Genomic DNA, 21986 nt, shown 5'->3' with positions numbered 1-21986 from the left:
CACCACAAATGGACATATGTCTTTTTGCGGTGCCTGACCCCTTTAGTTGTAGGTATAATTTTCCGGGAATTCAGGGTATAATCAAGGCAATATTACGGTGCTTAGGAGAGATAAAAATGGAAATACGACAATTAAATCCAACTGATGCTGAAGAGTATCTTTCTATAAGGCTTGAAGCACTCAAAGATAGCCCATATGCTTTTGCATCAAGCTATGAAGAAGAGAAAAATCAGACAGCAGAAAAGTATAAAAATAGGTTTAATGCACCAACAAACACATTTACTTTTGGTGCTTTTGAAGACTCACAACTTGTTGGTGTCGTTACTTTAGTAAAGGAACAACTTTATAAGTTGAGACATAGAGCAAATATTGTAGCGATGTATATTAAACCAGAAAAACGAGGCAATGGAATTGGAAAGGCTCTAGTTTCTAGTGTAATTGAAAAAGTAAAAAACATAGATGGTATTGAACAAATTTATTTAACTGTTGTAACAACTAATGTTCCTGCTAAGAAATTGTATTCTTCTTGTGGGTTTGAGGTATTTGGAAAAGAGAAAAGAGCATTGAAATTTGATAATACATATTATGATGAAGAACATATGGTTTTATTTCTATTTTGATTTATTTGTAAAGGGGTCCACAAATGGACATATGTCTTTTTGCGGTGCCTGACCCCTTTAGTTCAGAAGGTGCTCGGAGTTTAGGAGCGATGGAATCCAATCAACGGCATGTCTCTTTCCGTATGAAAAAAAGAGGGAAGCATAGGAGTCAGGCAGGCGGAGAAGGAATGGTGAAGGTTATCCAAGGCATTTTAAATGGAACGTTACGGAATGTGTATCTTAAGCATCAAAAGAGAAGTAAAAGGAAACAACGTAGCGTGGAACAGACAGTGCGAATGGCACAGATCCTACGTCAGCCAACACGTCCATCCATCGGGCGAAGCGCGGTAGGTTCGGAAAAGCGTACAAAAATAGAGTTCTGGAAATATTGGTATTGTACCTACAACGAGAAAAACTTGACACATACAATTTTCTTGTTGTATTGCAGATGGCTCCTTTTTTTGTAATAATTAAGAAAATCAAATATAAAATGAATAAATTATTAATGAAAAGGGGGTATTTACCGTGCCTAATACAACTGTCTTAAATAATCTAATTGATAAAAATGAATATCCAATGATATTTATTGGTTCAGGCATACCAAAGCGTTATTTAGAAGATTTCCCAAGTTGGGAAGGACTTTTAGAAATGTATTGGAAACAGGTCAATAATGATAGAAGTTTTTATTCCTTTTTAAATAGCATTAGGCAAGAACTTTTAAGAGAAAACCCATCGATGCTTGAAAGTGAAATAGATTATTTAACGAATATAAAGGCGGGTACACAAATTGCCAATATGTTTAATGAATTATTTTTCGCTGAGAAAATATCCATTGGAAATTTTTCGCAAAAAAATGCATTTAAAACCAAGATACCCCCATTTAAAAAAGCCATTTCGAATGTCTTTAATGAGTATAAAGTCAAAACTGAAATGCATGAGGAGTTTGATTTGTTTAAGAAGGTATTAAACAAATCCCAGATAATACTAACGACCAATTATGATACTCTAATCGAGGATGCCTTCAATGATGATAATCCTAATAAAATAAAAAAGTATATAGGACAAAGGGGATTTTTTGAACAAACATATGGTTGGGCTGAACTGTATAAAATACACGGGAGTATTGAATCTCCTTCATCAATTATTATTGATGAAGAGGATTATGATAAATTTAATAAAAACTCGGTTCTGATAAGCGCTAAGATTATTTCATTACTTATTAATTCACCAATAATTTTTATGGGTTACTCATTAACTGATATGAATGTTAGAAACATAATAAAGGACTTTTCATCTTCGCTAACCCCTAAAGATGTAAGTGATATGGGTTCTAGGATAATTATAGTGGAGTATGATGAAGGCAATGATGCGATTATTGAGCAAAACATTTATGATAGTGAACTAGAATGCGAATACACACTTATTAAGACTGGTAACTTCCCAAAAATATATCAAAAATTAATTAATATAAATCAAGGGGTTGCTCCCTCAGAAGTAAGGAGATATCAACACATCATAAAAAAGTTAGTTGTAGACAACGGTAAGAAAGGGAGCCTTAATACTTTACTTATTGCCCCTCAACAGCTAAATGAAATCGAAAGTAGGATAGGTGACGAAAGAATTGTCGTTGCTTTAGGGGACACAGCTAATATTTTCAGAATGCCTGATATTATGTCGTATGTATATGATTATATTTTAAATAAAAATGAAATCCACACTGACATTGCTCTTAGATTTGTTGCTTCACAAAACAGTAGATCAAGAATACCATTTTTTAAATATATTTCAGGTGTTAATTTGGATAATACCAATCTTAACCCATCTGAAAAGGAAAAAATTAAGCAGCGAATTGCATCGTGTACCGACTTAACAACCGTGGTAAATACAATAAATAAGTCTAATAAAATTGTTAAGAACTCTTTAGATGCCATTAAAGCGGAAAAGTGGAAAAAGGATAAAGAAAGAGATGTAATTTCATATAACATAACAAAGTTGGATGAAAATGAAGTAGCTCATTATATAGAAAAAGAGGTTGTAAATTTAAAAAAGGAAGGGAAATTAACGATTTCATCAGCAATGCGTAGACTACTTTTAATTTATGATTTATTGGTAAACAAAAAGGACTAACGCCTAACCGAACTTAATCGATTGCCATTAGCCCTTTTTATTATCTAACTGCAGTATAGATTATATTATATGCAATGTCAATAATTATATCCCCTCTAATTTTGCAGCACATTCGATTAATCATTAGCCCAGGGGAAACAAGGACTAGTTGGCTATATAAGAGGATTTACTGATACTCGTATAAGCTTATTTGTTTGTGAATTACTAATTGATAAAAATTATAGAGTATTAGGATTAGGAAAAGAATTACTTTATTATCTCACACCTGTTCAGATTTATAATAAAATTCCGCATGATGCGATGAAACTAAACAGAGCAGATGTTAAAACACCATTAGAATACAGCTTCTTAAAGGAAACAAATACTAATGTTGTTTTAAGTACCCTAAAAAAAGCTGAAGATGGAGATCAATTTCTACTTCGTTTCTATAATCCAACTGATACGGAAAAAACAGCTCAATATGAGTTTGGTCGTTCTATTAATCAAGCACAACTAGCAAACTTAAATGAAGAACCCAAAAGTTCTGTTCATGTTGACAACGATAAAGTAGAAGTTAATTTGAAAGTGAATCAAGTAAAGAATATCCTTTTTTAAAGGTAAACCCATGCTTTTATGAATTTTAATACGTGAGAAACGGAAAAAAGCCAACGAAGCCCAGCTAACGTCTGACACGTCCTGTGTCAAACGCCGGATTAGCCCGTTGTGGGCAAGCAGAAGCGGCGCTTATCATTTGGTGACTTTTTGAACATCCTCTTAAAAGGGCTTAGAGAAAAACATCTCTAAGCCCTATTATTCCATAATTGTTTTCTTTAGTGAATAAGAGAGGTGAAATCTCAATGACCATCGTAGGGTGCTTTTTCTTGATTAAATTGCAGAGTTCACGAAGAAGACATTTGATATGCGTTTGGATACAAGAAGCGTTATTTGATTAATAGTTAAATGTTAGCTTCAGATCTATGGCCAAATCATCAAAAATAGAGACGTGAACGATATCTTCTTCCGCATACATATCAGGACGACCATATTTATTGTTTTTCTGGAGTGTGAACACACTTACAATCTTTTCTTGTGGTTCCACGATCCAGTACTCTTTTACACCTGCTTGTTCGTATTTATTGAATTTCTCTATCTTATCTTTTCTAGCCGTAGAAGGTGAAATGATCTCGATTACCATATCAGGACTGCCCTTACAGCCATGGTCATCCAGTTTTGAGGTATCACAGACTATTGTTATATCTGGTTCAAAAACGTTCCTTCTTTCCTCTTCGGTATCGACATCATCCTCGATACTTAACAAAACATGAAAAGGTGCAGGGTAAACCTCACACTCCTTGTCTACCAAGTAGTTCGCAATCTGACGATGTAACTCGGACAAAGTTTTTTGATGGATTCTAGAGGGGGCTGATTGGAAGTACGGAACACCATCGATTATTTCTACCCTTTCTTCCTCTGGCCAAGACAAATAATCACCGTACGTATAAATTTGGTTTTCTTTCGGTAATGGCATGGCTATCACTTCCATTCCAAAGACTGATTTTCTTTATTATACCATCTTCAAACGAATCATGTTTCCATGGAAATTTTCCTCATCGCCTGTCTTGGACCTGTTAAAAGAATCCTATCAATACCCAGTACGTACTACGCTGTATGAAATGTACCAACGTATTTTTCGTAATTAGTCGATTTCCTTCTATCTATTCCAATGTTATCCCTGCTTCTCGCAACGCCTCGATTGCTTCATTTAGGGCAGCTTCATTTTCTGCAGAAATCGTGTGCAGATGTATGCCATCCGTCAACTCTGACAGCAAAGATGCGTTAGAAGCTTTTACTTTTTCTAGAAACTGTTTCACATCTCTTCGGTTCGATACCATAATCGAAGCTGTAAATTCTCCATATACAGGATGTTCAACCGTAACACTTTTTACAGTTGCACCTTGATCAACGATTAAAAGCAACTCTTGCTCCGTCTGTTCAGGCGTATGCTGGCATGCAATTGTTCGCTCTATCTGCTTTGATTCATTCGAAGATGCCATGTACATATAACCCTGGCTAGTTGCAAGAATCGGCTCATTTTTTGCTTTTAATAAGGAAATATCGCCGACGATCACTTGTCGACTCACATTTGCTTTTGTTGCAAGCTCGCCCCCTGTGATCGGATCCGTGCTATTCTTTAATAGGTTCAAAATAAAGGACCTTCTTTCCTTACCTAAAATTTTTGCTTCTTCACCCATCACATTCTCTCCATTCACCCAGCTTATTTACGATTTATTGTAGCATACGGTCCCGTTTTATTTAAAAGTGCGTGTTCAAAAAGTCGCCAAATTAGAAGCAAACAGGTCGAGGCGGCGAAGTTTTGAGTAACGGAGCGTATGCTTTTAATACGTGAGTAACGGAAGAACAAGCCATTTAAGGAATACAGGCTAAGACCGCCACGTCCTGTGGCAACGCCTGCATGACCCACATCGTGTGGGCCCGAGATGTGCCGCTTATCATTTGGCGACTTTTTGAACAACCTCTAAAACGAGCTTCTCAAAATCCACGAGCAATATCCATGATACAATCAGCTAAAGCATGAACATCTTCTGTCGTTGTATCCTTCCCAAATGAGACACGAGCAAACTCTGCACCAGCTCTGTCCGGAACACCTAGTGCTACCATTGATTTAGGCAGTTCTTTATTTCCGGACTGACAAGCACTACCTGTTGATATCGCAAATCCTAATCGATTACACTCGAGCATTAGCCATTGCCCTTCTACACCATCAATCGAAAAACCAATGGTAGATGGTAGTTGTGATATTGGACTACTTTCATACACGTGGATCCTTTTTTTGATCGGCTTTAACCGCTCGATAAAGATTTTCCTTAGTCCCCACATTTGCTCTTGTTCCTCGGAAATTTCCCGAACAGAAAGTTGTGCAGCAGTAACAAATCCTAGAATACCTGGAACATTCACTGTACCAGATCGCATCCCTTTTTCATGTGAAATGGAAGGGTGACTCGACTTCCAGTTAACGGTTTGTTTTACAACCAAGGCCCCTACCCCTTTTGGACCATATACTTTATGACTTGCAATTGAAAAACTATCTACTTCGGAAACAATCGGTTTTATATCTATTTTTCCAAAGCTTTGTACACAATCAGAGTGTAATAGAATACCATATTCACGACAGAGTCTCCCGATTTCTTTGAGTGGTTGAATGGTTCCGATTTCCCCATTTACATGTTGGATCACCATTAAAGCTGTATCATCACGGATCGCGTTTCTCACGTCATTTAAATCAACGATCCCATCTTGTTGAAAAGATAAATAAGTGATAGGATATCCCTCTTTTTCCATCTTCCCTAAAACTTGATGAATCGACGAATGTTCTGCGATTGTAGTGATGATGTGCTTTCTTTTCGGTAATGTTGCCGATAAAAGAGACAGTATACCTAAGTGATTACTCTCTGTTCCGCCACTCGTAAAATAAACTTCTTCCTTTTTTACGCTTGCTAATAAAGCTAATTCATTTCGGCACGCTTCTAACAAGCTGGATGCTTTTCCGCCAACATCGTGTAAACTGCTGGGATTGCCAAAATACTCTCTTGACGCCTTCACAAAAGCTTCTAGTGCTTCCTCTCTTATGGGACATGTAGCGGCATAATCAAAATAGTTCATGATCATCAACTTTCTATATTTTTTAAAAAAGTACTTGTTATTAGTTTAATTCTGTGTCAATATAAGTGTCAAGACACCTGTTAATATAGGAGGAGAAATAATGAAAAAAACAGATGTCATTATCATCGGAAGTGGGATAGCTGCTTTACAGCTTGCCACACAACTACGTTCAGATTTAAATGTGATTATATTCACAAAGTCTAGTTTTACTGATAGCAATTCCTATAAAGCACAAGGCGGGATTGCATGTGCGCTAGGGAAAACGGACAATGTTGAAAAGCATTTTACCGACACATTGGAGGCAGGTCGCTATCTTCAAGATCAAGAGGCGGTTCGTATACTAACAAAAGAAGCACCAAATATGCTACAAACATTCATTCAGAATCAGTGTCCATTTGATAAAGATCGGGAAGGAAATCTGTTGCTCGGTAAAGAAGGCGCCCACAGTGAAAATAGAATTATTCATGGTGGCGGTGACCAAACTGGAAGAGTTGTAACCGACTTTTTAAAAGATCAGTTAGGGCAAAATATTACGGTGATCGAGCACTTTCTTGTATATCAACTTTTAATTGACAAGACGACCAATACTTGCTTTGGGTTAAAAGGGAAAAATGCTGACAATGCAGTCGAGAGTTACTATGCAGAACACGTTGTTTTAGCAGCAGGCGGAGCAGGGCAAGTATATGCATGTACGTCAAATGCGAAAATAGCTACTGGTGATGGCATTGCACTTGCTTACCAGGTTGGCGCGGAGCTAGTTGACATGGAATTTGTTCAGTTTCACCCTACTCTTTTATATGTATGTGGAGAAGGAAAAGGCCTTATTTCAGAAGCTGTACGTGGTGAAGGGGCAGTCCTAAGTTTAGAGGAAGGAACACGCATTATGGATGGCGTCCACCCAATGGGTGACCTTGCACCAAGACATGTTGTTTCCCAAACGATCTATCGGTATATAACAAATGGGCAACCGGTCTATCTAGATATTTCTATGATTAAAAATTTTGAAGCTAAATTTCCTTCGATTACAAAGCTATGTCACCAGCATCAGGCCCCTATTAAGGATGGAAAAATTCCAGTTGCGCCTGGAAGTCATTTTTTAATGGGAGGGGTAAAGGTCAATTTGCATGGTCAAACCAACATCAATCGACTATATGCAATCGGAGAGGTAGCGGCTTCTGGAGTTCATGGAGCAAATCGTCTTGCCAGTAACTCCCTCTTGGAAGGCTTAGTTTTTGGCAATAAACTCGCTACATTTTTGAATGGTGATGACAGTAAAGCCCTCCATTTTAGAGAAAAGCCAAATGTATCAAGACTACATAGTGCCCAATCACCTATGTTACCAGATAGACGTGAAATCCAGGAATCCATGATGGAGTTAACTGGAATTGTCCGTTCAAAAGAAATGCTTGAGAAACAGTTAGCATGGTTAGAGAGCTTTCAAATAGAATCACTATTATCCTTCGATTTAAGCTCCTTAACCAAGGACACAATCACTACCATTTTTATGCTAACGACGGCGAAGCTTATCACAGCTTCTGCCCTTATAAGAAAGGAAAGCAGGGGAGCTCATTTCCGAACCGACTATCCAATAGAGATCGAATCATGGAAAAATAGGCGAATTGTACAGAGGCGGAAAGCGAAAGCGAGAAAGGAAGATCAGCATGAACAAATTAAAGCTTGCACAACTACTTGAGCATTTTTTTATAGAGGACATCGGTGAAAGGGATGTGACAAGTGACAGTCTATTTGGCAAAGGTACAAAGGGGGGGATCGTATTTTTAGCTAAGGATGATGGCGTTTTTTGCGGGACGGATATTATTGAGGTAGGGTTTTCCGTTATGGATCCAACAGCGTCGGTAGAAATGCTTGTCATAGATGGCGAAACCATTCAAAAGGGACAGCAGCTTGCGGTCGTTCATGGCAACACTGCTGATTTGCTAAAAGGAGAAAGGGTTGTTCTTAACCTCATTCAGCATATGAGTGGGATTGCAACGAAAACAAGAGAAGCTGTAACTCTTTTAAATAGTAACAAAACGAAAATATGTGATACGCGTAAAACAACTCCAGGATTAAGAATGCTAGAAAAATATGCGGTAACTGTTGGTGGTGGTTATAATCATCGCTTTGGCCTATACGATGCCGTTATGATCAAAGATAACCACATAGCTTTTGCCGGTTCGATTAAGAATGCAGTGGAAATCGTCCGCAACCAAGTCGGACACATGGTTAAAATTGAGGTTGAAACTGAGTCCAAGGAGCAAGTATTAGAGGCGGTTCAGGCAAACGCCGATGTCATTATGTTTGATAACCAAAGCCCTTCAAGCATCAAGGAACTCATCCAACACGTCCCTACCCATATTATTACGGAGACATCGGGAGGAATAAAAGTGCAGGACCTCCCCAACTTTTCTGAGACAGGGGTAGATTATATTTCACTTGGTTGTTTAACCCATTCCGTTGCTGCTTTAGATATAAGTGTAAAAGTAAAGCTATAATCCTTATTTTAAATAAAAGAGGATGTTCAAAAAGTTACCACATGATATGCGGCACATCTGCTTGCGACGCACAGGACGTGCTAGTGTCGACGTTGCTACAGGACGTGGCGACATTAGTCGACTTTTTGAACACGTAATAAAAAGGAGAGATCAATGATCGTGAGCCTCTTAAATTCAATAGAAAAGAAACACACAATGATTCCTGAACGTTTTCGCGATAGGTCAAACCATGAACTAGAGCAATTCGTTCAACATACGAAATATAAGTTAGGGGAGAAACTTTTTATTCCTGGACATCACTATCAAAAGGATGAAGTGATTCAATTTGCGGACGCTAGAGGTGATTCCTTACGACTGGCACAACTATGTGAGGAAAATCAGAATGCAGAATACATTGTGTTTTGCGGTGTTCATTTTATGGCGGAAACAGCCGATATTTTAACCAATGATGCACAAAAGGTATTCTTACCCGATATGCGTGCTGGTTGTTCTATGGCTGATATGGCCGACATCGGTCAAACCGAAATAGCGTGGAAAAAGCTATCGGATATTTTCGATGACACCATTTTACCGTTAACATATGTCAACTCTACTGCAGCCATTAAATCATTTGTAGGTCAACATAATGGTGCAACTGTCACATCTGGAAATGCAGAGAAAATGGTAACATGGGCCTTTGAGCAAAAAGAAAGAATTCTATTTTTACCTGATCAGCATTTAGGACGTAACACCGCATACAAATTAGGTATACCTTTAGACCAAATGGCTGTATGGGATCCGAACTTAGAACAGCTTATTTTCAATGGTCCCCTAGAAAAAGTGAAAGTTATCTTATGGAAAGGACATTGTTCCGTTCATGAAAATTTCACGGTCCAAAACGTGGAGCAGATACGAAAACAGCATCCTGATATGAAAATTATCGTTCACCCAGAATGTCGTCGGGAAGTTGTGGCTTTAGCGGATGATGCTGGTTCAACGAAGCATATTATTGATGTCATCACCAATGCTGAAAAAGGTTCAGCTTGGGCAATTGGAACGGAAATGAATCTCGTAAAACGTCTAATCAAGGAAAATACAGAAAAGCACATTATTTCATTAAATCCTAATATGTGCCCATGCTTAACGATGAATCGTATTGACCTCCCCCACCTTGCATGGTGTTTAGAAAGCATTATGGAGACAGGTACACACAATCAAATTACCGTTCCGGATACAGAAGCAACTTACGCAAAAAAAGCACTAGATAGAATGCTTGAATTAGTTTAAAAACCGGGTGGTGCCTGGCACCACCCGGTTTTTCTTTGTACCTGAGGGGGACAGGCACCCGCCCCCTCTATATTTTTACAGTGCAGAAGTAACGGGGTCAAGCACCACAAATGGACATATGTTTTTTTGCGGCACCTGACCCCTTTATGTACAAAAAAGACCCCTCGCAATAGCTAGGAACTTTCATTCATTCTTTAATTTTACCAACGCATCCACATTAGTAACTATCCCACAACCAATTCAAACTTCTCCAACATCACTGGCGAGAGCTCGAATTCATCCTTTTTCCAAACAGAATGCAAATAAACCTCACTAATAGCCTTTTTCCTCTTATCACCTTTAGTGCTTGATTCTATTGCTATAACACTTTCAAAAATGTCAGCCATTCTTTTTGCTAAATCTTTGCTATGGTATGTTTGTAGATCGTTAGGCAACTTCCTGATGTCTTTAACGCGTTCCTTCAGTTTGCTGATCTCTGATTCTACGAGTTGTACCCAGCCATTTTTATCTGATTGCACTGCAGATAACTTGGTTTTCATTTCCTTGAAAAACAACTCATCAGCACTGTACTTTCCGATCAATCGCAACACTTCTAACCCGAGTATATTCGCTGTTCCTTCCCAAACGGTTAATACCTGAGCATCCCTAAGTAATCGTGGAGTAACAAAGTCCTCGATATAGCCATTTCCACCATGCATTTCGATGGATTCATGAGCAAAGTGAATCGCCTGTTCAGCTGTTTCTTTTTTCATGATGGCAACATATAGTCGGAATAAAACTTGCTCTTGTTTTGAAGCTTTTTCCTCAAGTCCCATTACACTATCCATTATTCGAACGACTTCAAAAACTGTATTGGTTTCAATTTCTTGCTTGGCAACCATTTCGGCTAACGTCACTTGTACCATGGGGTAGTTTGTTAATTTGTTGCCAAAAGCATCGCGATTCTTTGCATACTTTTTTGCTTCCAAATAAGCACGACGCATGATGCCAAGGGATGCAATCGCATTCGCTACACGTGATAGATTTAGAGCTTCAATCATGTAGAAAAATCCTTTATTTTCTTCCCCAACCAAATACCCTTTTGCACACTCAAATTCTACTTCTGCTGATGGCACGGCTCTGACACCAAGTTTATCCTTCAACCTACGAATTCGGAGTGCGCCATTTTCCCTATTTTCTTCCCATGGAACAAGAAATAAACTAAGACCCTTTGTTCCTGCTGGTGCACCGTCGAGTCTTGCCAACACCATCGCCACGCCACAGGCACCCGAATTACTAGCAAAATATTTTTCACCAGTGATGCGATAATAATCGTTTTCTTTTACAGCTTTAACCTCATTCGCTCCAACATCTGATCCGCCTTGTCGTTCAGTTAAAAAGGTGGCACCTTCAAACAACTCGACATCGCCAGTTGATAACACATGTGGTAAAAATTTTTCCTTCAAGGTTTCGGATGCATAATGATCAATCAAATAGGCAGTTGCCATCGACAATGTCACTGGGCAATAAAAACCAGGCTCTGCATGGGAAAGCAGATACCCTTGGGCAAATGAATACACGTAATTCCCTTTATTTCCGAGCTTAGGAATATCTTTATGAACATAGCCAACAATTCCTGCATGATAGGTCTCTTCTACTGTTTTCTTATATCCTTCATTTAACCAAACTTTGGATACTTCGTTACCCATTTTGTCATAACGAATTAATTTAGGCTGGCCTTCTCGATCCGTGTGAACAGCCCGTTCATCAATCTCATTTGCACATTTTCTACCAAACTCATGTAGCTCCTCGTTTGCCCACTCGTAAAAATCTGCGGGCAACATTTCAGCAAGGAGTCCCTTAAGATTTGAATCGTCTTGATAAAAATTCCTCACAGTGTTCCCTCCTTTACGCGTAGCTGGTTTTTCAGTAACTTACCGGTTACATTACGGGGAAGCGCTTCCAATTCTTCGTATAATTTAGGAATCTTGTACTCTGCCAATTTGTCTTCTAAAAAGCTACGGCATTCTTTTTCCAAATCATCTATTTCTCCATTAACCTCAACAAAAGCCTTTACCGTCTCTCCCCAATCAGGATTTGGCACACCAACAACAGCAACATCCGCAATCCTAGGATGTGTGATTAATAGGTTCTCAATCTCTTTTGGAAAAATATTAACGCCACCAGATATGATCATGTCTTTTTTGCGGTCGACCATCCAGTAGAAACCTTCATCATCTTGTTTGGCCATGTCTCCGGTATACAACCAATCACCCTTCAGCGCTTGATTCGTTTTTTCGGGATCCTTATAATAACCCTTCATATTTCCCTCACCACGCAAGATAATTTCTCCGACTTCCCCTTGTTTTACATCAATACCATCTTCATTTACTAAACGGATTTCGCAGTTTAACGCAGCCCGTTTTCCAATACTACCTGCTTTTGTGTCATGGTCTTCAAACCTTAGCAATGTGCCACTTGGCCCCGCTTCTGTTAATCCATAAACGCACATAAGTCTATCTGTAGAAAATTTCTCTTTTATAAAATTAACATCCTGTTGTGCTAAAGGTGCTCCACCATAAACCCAATACTCCATTGATGATAAATCATACTCGCTTATATTTGGATGTTTTCCTGTAGCGAGATAAGCAACTGGCGCACCAAAAAAGTGTGTTGTTTTTTGATTTGAGACAGTTTCCAACAATAGGTCTGGTGTGAATGTTGGTACAAGAACATGCGTCGCACCGACATACGTACCTGCAATAAGAAATAAATGAAGTGGCGCTGAATGACTAAGCGGCATCATATGAAGAACCTTACTTTCGGGTTTCATCGTCATTTCTATGCAAATCATCGTGGCAACCGTTATGATATTTCGATACGTATAAATGACGCCTTTTGGATCCCCTGTCGTACCAGATGTATACAATATAGATGCCTCATCATCTTCTGTTAACTCACATGTAATTTCATCTGGAGAACCTTCAGCCACTAAGGCATCAAACGACAACCAGTGATCGACAGCCTCTCCTGTTTTGACGCATAATAGATTATCCGATTTCGGCAATCCTTTTACCTGACTAAACAAAAGATCATGGGTTATAAAAACCTTAGCCTCACTATGATCTAAAATATAAGTTATTTCCTGTTGGACAAGTTTCGCATTAATTGGAACAATAAGTGCTCCCAACCGTTGTACAGCAAAATACGCATACAAAAATTCTTTTGTGTTCGGCATATGCAGAACAACCTTATCGCCTTTCTCAACGCCTAGCTTACGAAAACTGTCAGCTAATTGGTTTACCGTGATGTGCCAATCCAAATACGAAATACTTTCATACTGTGTCGCAATTGCCTCATGGTTTGGAAATTTTCTTGATTGATGTGCAAGTAAATTAGGTATATTCATTCCACTTCACCCTCCAATTTCGTCAATTTAGTTTGAAAATCAACAATTAGACTTTCCATCTCCGTGCGAAGCATCATTAAATCATCAATCTTATCCGACACCTCCCCTACCTTTTTTTGGCCATATTCAATTGTCTTCTTCAGTTGTTTCTTCCCTGATGGATCACGGTCGAATAGCTGAATCATCTCGCGTATTTCATCAAGACTAAACCCATATTTTTTGCCACGAAATACTAACTGGAGACGGATACGTTCTTTTTTAGAGAAAATTCGCTGTCCCGTATCACTACGCATGGGTTTGAGTAATCCAATTTCTTCATAATAACGGATCGTTCTTGTGGTAATTCCAAAATGTGATGCTAGCTCTGAAATGGAATAGGTCTCATCATTCTTCAATTGTTATCACCTTTTTTCAACATTCTAACAACTACAGCTTACCATTAACGTTAGCGTAAAGGGCAAGAATAAAATTAGCAGGGACAGAAAGGACAAATGCTATTGGGTTCAGACCCCTGCCGTGGAAAGAAATTGATTTTACCCATTTATTTTTTTAGATAAAGAGTTGATCAATGACACAAGCACACGGGAAAAACGGTACGTGGATTTGGTGGTTGAGACGCGAGTAAGGAACGAGGAAAGCTTAATCATAATCCATATTGAACCGCAAGCATCTTATCAGCGCATTTCAATGATCGGATGTTTCGATACTTTAGCCGGTTGTATAAAAACACCAGAAACGAATTGTTCCGATCGCTCTGTTCAGTTATGACTGGGAAATAAGAAGGTAAAATTGAAGGGAAACAAGATTCGATTTGCACCTATTTAGAAGCAAGGTTTGGAACATCCATGGATTCACTTCAAAAAAAAGGTTCGTTCAATCACAAATCTACAATTGTTGGATGAAGCGTTAAAAAAGGTGTTTTCAGCAGAATCATTAGAAAATGCAAAAAATATTATTGAAGAGGTAACAAAAAAATAGCAACAGAGAATGCCCTTGCAACTTGCGATTGGCAATGCAGGGGTTTTATATGCCGAAAGATTTAAGCCTAAATGTTAAAATATTAAAATGCATTGGTGCATTCCATTAAAAGAAGAGATGCTCCGTATTCCTCATTCGATCATCGATGAAAAATGAGGAGTCAAGGGGAAAGGTGCCTTGTCCGAGCGATCGAGCAAGGTCACAATATATAGCGGGTGAAATTCCCGCCGAATAAGAACTAGCCATCGTAGCGAGTCTTGGAGAGTAGTAGGTAACTGCTACCTTTAAGCGTAGGCAGTTAGATAGTAAGCCGTAAGCTATACTAAAGGGATTGAGCTCCGAAAAATCCAGATGAGAGGGCTGATATTTTTGACGTTGCAGAAAGCAATATTTCTGTATCATTTTGGCGAGATACTAGAAACATCTCTGGAGTCGGTGACCATGGCACGTTAGACATTGATATATCGCAGCAACTCGGGAGATCCTACCAGTCTTTTCAAAGATGTGAAAAGTGAAGAAACGAGGACAGTTGTTAAGAAAAAACTGCAATCATATGGAATTAACTCTATGCCGCCGTTTGTAGATATTGGTCGTTGGCTTTCGGAAAAATCTGCTGAAGAAAGTGAGGTAAAAACGTGATAATTTTATACTACAGGTGACTTATTGAAATCGTCTGCAGAAGCCTTAATAAATACGGTTAATTGTGAAGGTTATATGGGGAAAGGAATAGCGTATCAGTTTTAACTGCAGTTCCCTAACAATAACAAAGATTACGTCAAGCATGTAAAACTGTGAAACTACAAATTGGGAAGTTACACTATTTTAGAGAAGGTGCTAAAATCATCATTAACATTCCAACGAAAAACAAATGGAGAACCAAGTCTAAGATTGAATATGTGGAAAAGGACTAGATGAGCTTGTTAAATTAATTGGGCAGTTGGATATTCAATCAGTAGCAGAAACTGAAGTGCAATTACGTTTGATGAAAAAATCCTCCTCTGCAATAACGACAAAGGTTTCGTAAGCTAATGTCAGGCTGAGGAGGACATCCCAATATGGATGAATCAATTTTATCACATACAAAGTGGAATTGCATGTATCATAAGCTCCCAACATAAGGTTGGGTAGACTGAATGTCCAGGGGCAAATCTTTGCGTCTGAACGTGCGAATACCATAACTACCAAAATATAAGTGGAACAGTGGAATGAACTGTAACCCAGTTTCCTTTTTCTTGTTAATTCAATATCAAAATTTACTTAACCTCCAATTTAAAACAATTTCAACGTTTGCATCTTTAATCAAGTTATACAAAGGACAGCGTTTTAGGACTAATTCTTTTAGTTGATTAAATCTGTCTTCTGATTCATCTGATAGGATCATAATTGTATTATCCACTCGCTGATAATACGGAGAAACTGGCTCTCCTTTTAGTCCTCGTTTATCGACCCACCCTTTGCTAGCAATATCAATATCTTGGAAATGGAAGCCAGTCTCTTCAGCCACTAATTTAATGACTACTAGTAGGCAACCATTCAATGAACCGAGAACATATTCTAATGGTGTTGGTGCAAGGTTATCACCACCAATTTTTTCAGGTTCATCTACTTTAAAGGAAAATTCACGAACCTTATGCTCTGTTTGGAAATTCCCTTTCCAAGAAGATGTAACATCTATTTTTCTTATATATGGATTTGTTGTGATATCGGACATATTTTCATAGCTCCTTTACATCGTTTTTTTAATTGCAGGGGGAATACTGTCTTTTTTTCGAACAAAACGAATAATCGAAATGAACAATGCTGATAAAGCAAAGAATACAACTAAGCCAACTAAACCTTTTTGATAAAGTGTTTCTAAATTAAGGACAAGTATAAAAGATAATAGAATAGAGACTATAAAACTAACAAAACCGAAGTCTTTCACCGAACCTGCCCACTTCCATTTTCCGTAAGAATCAATCAATGTAACTACGACAATCGTTGTAATGTTGACAATCATCCCTGTCCAAACGGGATGTGTATTTAGGAAAAATTGATTTACCTCCCATCCTCCTAAGTGATACCAAAGTAGTCCAGAAGCAGAACCGGTAAACAATGCAATAAGTGCTGCTCGTTTTGTTACAATTGGCCAAAATAGAGCGGCAATAACCGGTGCAAATGTTGCTGAGTTACGAGTGGTCCACGCTAAGATATTCCACCAAGCAGATTGTTCTGAGCGTAAAATAGCAAATCCAATCATTAATGCAGTTAATAATACTAAAGACCATTTTGTGTATTTGACGAGCTGTTTTTCTGTTGCTTTTGGATTGACAGCTTTACCAACATCTCGACCAAGACTAGTTGCTCCAGAAAATTGACAAGGGGCTCCCCAGCTTAGTGCTGCTGCCCAAAACCCTAAGAAAAATACAGCAACAAGCGGTGCGGGTAATGTTTCCATTAAATAAAGTGGAATGGCAGTTAATCCACGTTGATCGGGTACTACATAGGCTGCTGCAAGACCAAAAATAATCGCCCCGATAATTAATGGTACACCTAAAATTGCTGCGATTAGTAACCCTTGCCGACCTTCTTTTTCTGTTTTACATGACAATGCCATTTGAAAAGCTGCCTGTGCTAGGACAACATTTAAGATAAATGTCCCAAACCATGCAATAATTGTTTGTGATCCAACTGCTGTAAGGTCCGCATATTTTGGTTTTGTTGCAAAAAGTTCTTTTAAACCATCAATTCCCGGATTAATGAAAAAAGCATATGTACCAATTGCCAACATGATGAAAAAAACTATCACATTACTTAATTGAGTAAATCCAATGGACCACATTCCCCCAAATTGTAAATAAATCAATAGTAAGGTTGCTGTCAGGGTGACTGAACCTAGAAGAGGAATTCCTGTAAATACAGTTAATGCTGAAGCGAAGGCCAATGCTGTAGCTACCGACCACATTGGGAAGGTGAAAGCAGTGATGGCTCCCGCTAATCCACGAACCTTATCTCCAAAATGATCTCCAATTAATCCAGAGATGGTAACCAGCGCTTTTTTTCTGAAGGGGGCTATCATGATGAATGCGATGATTAGTACTTGAAGCGTTTCTGCAACGCCATACCACACTGCTGAAACACCACTAAGATAACTTAACTCAATAATGGAAATGTAGGAAGAACCAGAGAATAGTCCAGTAATACATACTGCTACAAACCATTTGTTAAAGTTTCTACCTCCTACAAAATAACCATTGCCATCAGAGGCCCGCTTCTTTGCCAAATGGCCAAAACCAATTAAGAATGCGGTATACAACAATGCAATTCCGATAAACCAGTAACCTACTGTTGTCATTCGACAATCTCCTTTGTTTTAGTTCTATTACACGTTAATCCTCATAAGACAAAATAAAAAAACCTCTTCACAAGGAAGAGGCTTAATTTCTGCTTCTTCCTTATCTTTCAGGCAACTTGCCTGTTGGAATGGGCACCTTGTTATTCCTTCATGGAATAGCAGGTTGCTGTAGGATCGTCGGACCAATTTCCTCCCCTAACTCTTGATAAGGACTAACGATATGTAATTAACTCACACTTTAAACAAAGATGAATCAGATGTCAATTTATATTTTTTTTTAAGATTACCGATTTTCTAGTAGTTTTAGGGTTTTTATTAATGATTTTTAAACCACAGGCTATGCCTGTGTGAAAATAAAACTTGTAGAGTTGTGACAGTGAAAATCTCCCATCGTTATAATAGAGAAGGCCGTCAAACCATCATCAAATAACGAGAGGAGATCTACTCATGTCGAGTGACAATAGTTTATCACACACCCGATGAAATGGTAAGTATTACATGGTCTTTATCCAAAGTATAGAAGGAAAGTAGTCTATGGCAAGTTAAGAAAAGACATCGGGGTGATCTTAAGGCAATTATGTGAGATGAAAGATGTAGAAATTGTGGAAGCACATGCTATGCCAAATCATATTCACATGCTAATAAAGATTCCACCCAAAATGTCAGTATCATACTGTTGGGCTAAACCAAAAAAACGTTGCAAAGTACATTCGTGAGCAAGAATCTGAGGGCAGACTACAGGATAATATGAGTAAGCGTGAATACGTAGATCCATTTAAAAATAAATAGGAAGATAAACGGTTGACGGAGCCCCTTTAGGGGCCTCGTTGGTAAAGTGCCCTTATAGGGCGAAACTAAAACCGCCCGTTCTACGGGCGGATAGTTATTTATTATCTATGTGGTTTAAGTAAATTTTTTTCATTTCGCTCAATTTGTCTGATTTTTCCCAGCCTGAAAAAAACATACCTCAGGCTATTCAATTTCTTCAATAAATGTGCAAATACAAGCTGTTGGGGATTTTTTGGTTTCTCTATGTATTTGAAATGTTGAATACCACAAGTATCTTTTCTGGTATGGCTTTCATTCACGTTGAAAAACGATATAGGAACATTTTGATCTGATCTTTCGCTTTAATTCCCTTTTCTCGTTCAATAACGACATGGAAAAATCCATTATGCATCTCAACTTTTAGGGTCATAAAGGTGATCATGATCGATAAGAGTAAAAACATTCTTTTCAGGTTCGTTAATGACCGAACACGAAAGTCTTCCAGTTGAAACTCAAGTTACCACCCGTCTACTGTATTTTTTTTTAAAAGTAGTTCTCTCCAAAGGTATATTAATTTATTTACTTTTCAAAAAACTATTGATTATTTCGAATATTCATGTTAAATTAATCCATGACAACGTTTTCAAAACTAGGTTTACTATATAAAACTAAAGAGGGATTGCATGGAAAAAAAATACTGGGTTCCTGCGATTGAAAAAGCAAACAATATCATGACAATAATTGCGAAAGAGCCAAGGAAGTTAAAATTAATGGAAATCTCAAAAAGGAGCAATATCAATAAAAGTTCACTCTTTACGATATTAAATACGCTTGAGGAATTAGGTTGGGTTTATAAAGAAGCCGATCAAACATACTCATTAGGACCTAAATTAGGATTTTTAAGTGCTCAATATATTCAACAGTTTGACTTAACAAGACTTTTTAATCGAGAAGCAGATAAGACAGTGAGAATAATTGAGGAAACGATTCAACTTTCCATTCTAGAAGGGAATGAAATTATATATATAGCAAAAAAAGAAGGTCAGTCGGTAGTAAGAATTGCATCAGGACCTGGAATGAGGTTTCCGGCACATGCCACTGCAATGGGAAAAACAATGCTGTCTTCTTTTTCAAAAAACAAGATATCCGAAATGTATAAAGAGAGTGGTTTCAAAAAATTAACGGATAAGACCGTCGATAACTTAGATGATTTAATGGATCAAATAAATGAATTTAAAAAAAAAGGATATATTATTGAAACTCAAGAGGCCGTTAAAGGGTTTACATGTATTTCGGCACCAGTGTGGAATGAAAGAAATGAAATTATCGCTGCGGTAAGTTTTACAATGACGATTGATAATTGGGAGAAGAAAAGTGAACTTTGTAAAGATGAAATAATTGCCTTAGCCAAAAGGCTTTCTATTATTGATCACGATTGATGGGGGATTTACTGGTCACAAAAATTGGAAATAACCATCTTGGACTCCTACATACATTTCATGTTTACTAGAACATTTAGGAGGTGATTTTATAAGACTATGAAGAATATTACACGTAGCCGTTTGCATCTTGAATTCATCACTTTAGTTTAAACACAATTTATCAGGGGTTTATTGGGAAGGTAATAATATTTGAAGCCTAAATATTATCTGGGTAGATAGCTATACAATAATAATTCAGAATCTACCAATTAGTAAAATTAATAAAATCAAGGGGAGATGAAAATGAGAAAATTTTTAAAGGTGAAACTTAGCTTTTTTGCAATTCTGTTACTAGTCATCACTGTTGCATGTTCTTCAGAAACAGGTACAAGCAATTCGGAATCAGGTGAGGAAGGTTCATCAGATAAAGACAAAACATATTCAATTAACATTGCATTTGGAAATCAACCTGACGAGCCAATTGGTAAACTAGCTTCAAAATGGAAAGAGCTTGCTGAAGAGAAGAGTGATGGTCGACTAGAATTAAAACTTTACCCAAGTTCACAATTGGGTGCGGAGAAAGATGTTGTTGAACAGGCGGTAATGGGTAACAACGTTATTGTTATGGCTGGATATGATTTCTTAATGGATTACGTTCCAGATGTAGGTATTTTAACTGCGCCTTATCTAGTTGACAACTTTGACGAATTGCTGTATTTAACAGAAACTGACTGGTTTGATGGAATTAGAGAAGATTTACGTAAAGAGAATATCGAAATCATTAATGCTACGACGGTTTACGGGGAACGTCAACTTTTGACAAATGAGAAGGTGACGTCACCAGAAGATCTAAAAGGAATGAAGATTCGCGTTCCAGACAATCAAATGTCAATCAAAACATTCGATGCTATGGGGGCGGCTGCGACTCCGTATCCATTAGGAGAGTTATATACTGCACTTCAACAAGGCCTTGTGAATGGAGCTGAAAACCCACTTCCAGTTCTGCAAGGGGTTAAAGCGTATGAGGTTTCTAAACACCTTTCTTTAACAGGTCACCAAAAGTTTATTACTTCTTGGATTACAGGGACTGATTTTATCAATACGATCCCCGAAGAATTAGTACAAATTTTAACAGAAACGGGTAATGAGGCTGCTGAATATGCACGTGGAGTATTAGAAGAAGAGACTGCAGGAGTATTAGAAGAGTTTAAAGCGGCAGGTGTGAAAGTACACGAAGTTGATACAGCACCATTTAAGGAAAATGTACAAAGTGTTTATGATGAATTTCCTGAATGGACACCAGGACTATATGATAAAATTCAAGAATTGTTGAAGGATCGTTAGTAATTAGTTGTTTAGTTGTTTGAAAGTTTTGGGGCATGTCGCTATATAGATATCATTATGCTGCATGCCCTATAAACTCTAATTAAACAAATAAGGTTTTACCGTGAAAGGAGAGGAACGTTGTGATCAAAAATGGACTTAACGCTATCGATGATGTATTATCGACAATCACTCTTGTTGGCGTAATTTTACTAACGGGCTTAAATGTTCTGTTACGGTATATATTTAATTCGCCGATTGCATGGACTATGGAAGTCGCACTTGGGTTATTCGTATGGTTTGTATTTATTGGAGTAAGTTCAACAATGAAACGTGATGGCCACATAGGGGTGGATTTTTTTGTAAAAAAACTGCCGAGACCGCTTCGGATTGTAGGAGAAATTATTCGGGCAGCCGCCATTTATTTTGTACTTGTTTACGTTTTTATTTATCTGGGTTCCAATTTAACCTTGTCGGCAACGGGTAAATTAACACCAATTATTGGTCTGAGTTATCAATTGATTGACATAGCCGTTCCAATCGGTGGCGCATTAACAGCTATTCATTTTACGAAGAAATTTATTTTGTCTTTACGAGCCGAATTAAATGAAGTGGGGGAAGCCTAGA

General features: G+C 37.9%; 18 protein-coding genes, 2 pseudogenes and 1 riboswitch. Of the genes and pseudogenes, 12 read left to right on the top strand and 8 right to left on the bottom strand.

Annotated elements, in window-relative coordinates; translation table 11 throughout:
- The first annotated feature begins 116 nt into the window (after nucleotides 1-116).
- The 4 genes and pseudogenes from NC797_RS02810 to NC797_RS02795 all read left to right on the top strand — a co-directional run bounded on the left by NC797_RS02810 (nucleotide 117) and on the right by NC797_RS02795 (nucleotide 3320).
- On the top strand, nucleotides 117-620 hold the full coding sequence (locus NC797_RS02810) for a GNAT family N-acetyltransferase (protein WP_272435133.1): 504 nt from the start codon (nucleotides 117-119) through the stop codon (nucleotides 618-620).
- 65 nt (nucleotides 621-685) lie between these two features.
- Nucleotides 686-1066 (top strand): annotated as a pseudogene (locus NC797_RS02805) (hypothetical protein); the annotation flags it as partial.
- 58 nt (nucleotides 1067-1124) lie between these two features.
- Nucleotides 1125-2726, top strand: coding sequence for an SIR2 family protein (locus NC797_RS02800; RefSeq protein ID WP_272435132.1), 1602 nt, complete (start codon nucleotides 1125-1127; stop codon nucleotides 2724-2726).
- A 300-nt stretch (nucleotides 2727-3026) separates the two neighbouring features.
- Nucleotides 3027-3320 (top strand): glycosyl hydrolase-related protein, encoded by a 294-nt coding sequence (locus NC797_RS02795; RefSeq protein WP_272435131.1) that lies wholly within the window; start codon nucleotides 3027-3029, stop codon nucleotides 3318-3320.
- Nucleotides 3321-3654: 334 nt separating this feature from the next.
- Here the strand turns inward: NC797_RS02795 and NC797_RS02790 are convergent, their stop codons facing one another.
- The 3 genes from NC797_RS02790 to NC797_RS02780 form a co-directional block, all read right to left on the bottom strand.
- Nucleotides 3655-4233 carry a Uma2 family endonuclease gene (locus tag NC797_RS02790; RefSeq protein ID WP_272435130.1) on the bottom strand — a complete coding sequence of 193 codons (579 nt, stop codon included), beginning with the start codon at nucleotides 4231-4233 and terminating at the stop codon, nucleotides 3655-3657.
- A gap of 187 nt (nucleotides 4234-4420) precedes the next feature.
- Nucleotides 4421-4957: a transcription repressor NadR gene (locus NC797_RS02785; RefSeq protein ID WP_272435129.1), complete on the bottom strand. Its 537-nt coding sequence runs from the start codon at nucleotides 4955-4957 to the stop codon at nucleotides 4421-4423.
- Between the two features lie 298 nt (nucleotides 4958-5255).
- A complete protein-coding gene (locus NC797_RS02780) occupies nucleotides 5256-6386 on the bottom strand; it encodes an IscS subfamily cysteine desulfurase (protein ID WP_272435128.1) in 1131 nt (376 codons plus the stop codon).
- 100 nt (nucleotides 6387-6486) lie between these two features.
- Between NC797_RS02780 and nadB the strand changes: the two genes are divergently transcribed.
- The 3 genes from nadB (at nucleotide 6487) to nadA (ending at nucleotide 10147) form a co-directional block, all read left to right on the top strand.
- Entirely contained in the window at nucleotides 6487-8079 is a 1593-nt protein-coding gene (gene nadB / locus NC797_RS02775; protein ID WP_272435127.1) for an L-aspartate oxidase, read from the top strand.
- On the top strand, nucleotides 8048-8881 hold the full coding sequence (nadC, locus tag NC797_RS02770) for a carboxylating nicotinate-nucleotide diphosphorylase (protein ID WP_272435126.1): 834 nt from the start codon (nucleotides 8048-8050) through the stop codon (nucleotides 8879-8881). The genes nadB and nadC overlap by 32 nt, the downstream gene beginning before the upstream one ends.
- 159 nt (nucleotides 8882-9040) lie before the next feature.
- The gene (gene nadA, locus NC797_RS02765; RefSeq protein ID WP_272435125.1) at nucleotides 9041-10147 is read left to right on the top strand and encodes a quinolinate synthase NadA; all 1107 of its coding nucleotides are present in this window, start codon (nucleotides 9041-9043) and stop codon (nucleotides 10145-10147) included.
- Nucleotides 10148-10371: 224 nt separating this feature from the next.
- Here the strand turns inward: nadA and NC797_RS02760 are convergent, their stop codons facing one another.
- From NC797_RS02760 to NC797_RS02750, 3 genes are read right to left on the bottom strand one after another with little or no spacing between them, the layout of a single operon-like run.
- A complete protein-coding gene (locus NC797_RS02760) occupies nucleotides 10372-11970 on the bottom strand; it encodes an acyl-CoA dehydrogenase family protein (RefSeq protein ID WP_417168676.1) in 1599 nt (532 codons plus the stop codon).
- 47 nt (nucleotides 11971-12017) lie between these two features.
- Nucleotides 12018-13535 (bottom strand): class I adenylate-forming enzyme family protein, encoded by a 1518-nt coding sequence (locus tag NC797_RS02755; RefSeq protein ID WP_272435122.1) that lies wholly within the window; start codon nucleotides 13533-13535, stop codon nucleotides 12018-12020.
- Nucleotides 13532-13930, bottom strand: coding sequence for a MerR family transcriptional regulator (locus NC797_RS02750; RefSeq protein ID WP_272435121.1), 399 nt, complete (start codon nucleotides 13928-13930; stop codon nucleotides 13532-13534). Before NC797_RS02750 ends, NC797_RS02755 begins: the two co-directional genes overlap by 4 nt.
- 439 nt (nucleotides 13931-14369) lie before the next feature.
- On the opposite strand from NC797_RS02750, the gene NC797_RS02745 reads away from it, so the two are divergent.
- Nucleotides 14370-14513: a hypothetical protein gene (locus NC797_RS02745; RefSeq protein ID WP_272435120.1), complete on the top strand. Its 144-nt coding sequence runs from the start codon at nucleotides 14370-14372 to the stop codon at nucleotides 14511-14513.
- A 1246-nt stretch (nucleotides 14514-15759) separates the two neighbouring features.
- On the opposite strand, the gene NC797_RS02740 is transcribed toward NC797_RS02745, so the two are convergent.
- Nucleotides 15760-16224 carry an OsmC family protein gene (locus NC797_RS02740; protein ID WP_272435118.1) on the bottom strand — a complete coding sequence of 155 codons (465 nt, stop codon included), beginning with the start codon at nucleotides 16222-16224 and terminating at the stop codon, nucleotides 15760-15762.
- A gap of 15 nt (nucleotides 16225-16239) precedes the next feature.
- On the bottom strand, nucleotides 16240-17847 hold the full coding sequence (locus tag NC797_RS02735) for a sodium:solute symporter family protein (protein WP_272435116.1): 1608 nt from the start codon (nucleotides 17845-17847) through the stop codon (nucleotides 16240-16242).
- Between the two features lie 97 nt (nucleotides 17848-17944).
- Nucleotides 17945-18059, bottom strand: a riboswitch (SAM riboswitch).
- Between the two features lie 286 nt (nucleotides 18060-18345).
- Here NC797_RS02735 and tnpA point away from each other — a divergent pair.
- The 4 genes and pseudogenes from tnpA (at nucleotide 18346) to NC797_RS02715 (ending at nucleotide 21985) form a co-directional block, all read left to right on the top strand.
- A pseudogene (tnpA, locus tag NC797_RS02730) lies at nucleotides 18346-18636 on the top strand (IS200/IS605 family transposase).
- A 662-nt stretch (nucleotides 18637-19298) separates the two neighbouring features.
- Entirely contained in the window at nucleotides 19299-20054 is a 756-nt protein-coding gene (locus NC797_RS02725) for an IclR family transcriptional regulator (protein ID WP_272435115.1), read from the top strand.
- A 285-nt stretch (nucleotides 20055-20339) separates the two neighbouring features.
- A complete protein-coding gene (locus NC797_RS02720; protein WP_272435114.1) occupies nucleotides 20340-21380 on the top strand; it encodes a C4-dicarboxylate TRAP transporter substrate-binding protein in 1041 nt (346 codons plus the stop codon).
- Nucleotides 21381-21502: 122 nt separating this feature from the next.
- Nucleotides 21503-21985 carry a TRAP transporter small permease gene (locus tag NC797_RS02715; RefSeq protein ID WP_272435112.1) on the top strand — a complete coding sequence of 161 codons (483 nt, stop codon included), beginning with the start codon at nucleotides 21503-21505 and terminating at the stop codon, nucleotides 21983-21985.
- The last annotated feature ends 1 nt before the right edge of the window (nucleotide 21986 follow it).

The organism is Terrihalobacillus insolitus (assembly GCF_028416575.1).
GTDB classification, from domain to species: Bacteria; Bacillota; Bacilli; order Bacillales; family Amphibacillaceae; genus Terrihalobacillus; species Terrihalobacillus insolitus.
The sequence above is the reverse complement of the archived record's forward strand: the minus strand, read 5'-3'. Positions and strand labels throughout refer to the sequence as shown.